General features: G+C 74.2%; 1 pseudogene. It reads right to left on the reverse strand.

From position 1 onward, the window contains the following. Positions 1-96: 96 nt before the first annotated feature. Positions 97-461, reverse strand: a pseudogene (locus LPA54_RS38125) (gfo/Idh/MocA family oxidoreductase); the annotation flags it as partial.

Here is a 461-nt window from a genome sequence, read left to right on the forward strand (position 1 = left end):
TACGGGAGGTGAAGGGGGCGCCGGGGGCGAGGGCGAGGGGCTCGGTGCGGGGTTCGTAGGGGCGCAGGGCGCCGTGCGCGTCGGGCAGGTGGAGGGTCACAGGCTGATCTCCGGTACGTCGAGACGGCGGCCCTCGGCCGAGGACTTCAGGCCCAGCTCGGCGAGCTGGACGCCGCGGGCGCCGGCCAGCAGGTCCCAGTGGTAGGGGGCGTCGGCGTGGACGTGCCGGAGGAACAGCTCCCACTGGGCCTTGAAGCCGTTGTCGAACGTGCCGTTGTCCGGCACCTCCTGCCACTGGTCGCGGAACACCTCGGTGGCGGGGATGTCCGGGTTCCAGACCGGCTTGGGGGTGGCGGAGCGGTGCTGGACGCGGCAGCCCCGCAGGCCGGCGACGGCGGAGCCCTCGGTGCCGTCGACCTGGAACTCGACCAGCTCGTCGCGGTGGACGCGGACCGCCCAGG

This window comes from Streptomyces sp. DH12, assembly GCF_020873895.1.
Lineage (GTDB): Bacteria > Actinomycetota > Actinomycetes > Streptomycetales > Streptomycetaceae > Streptomyces.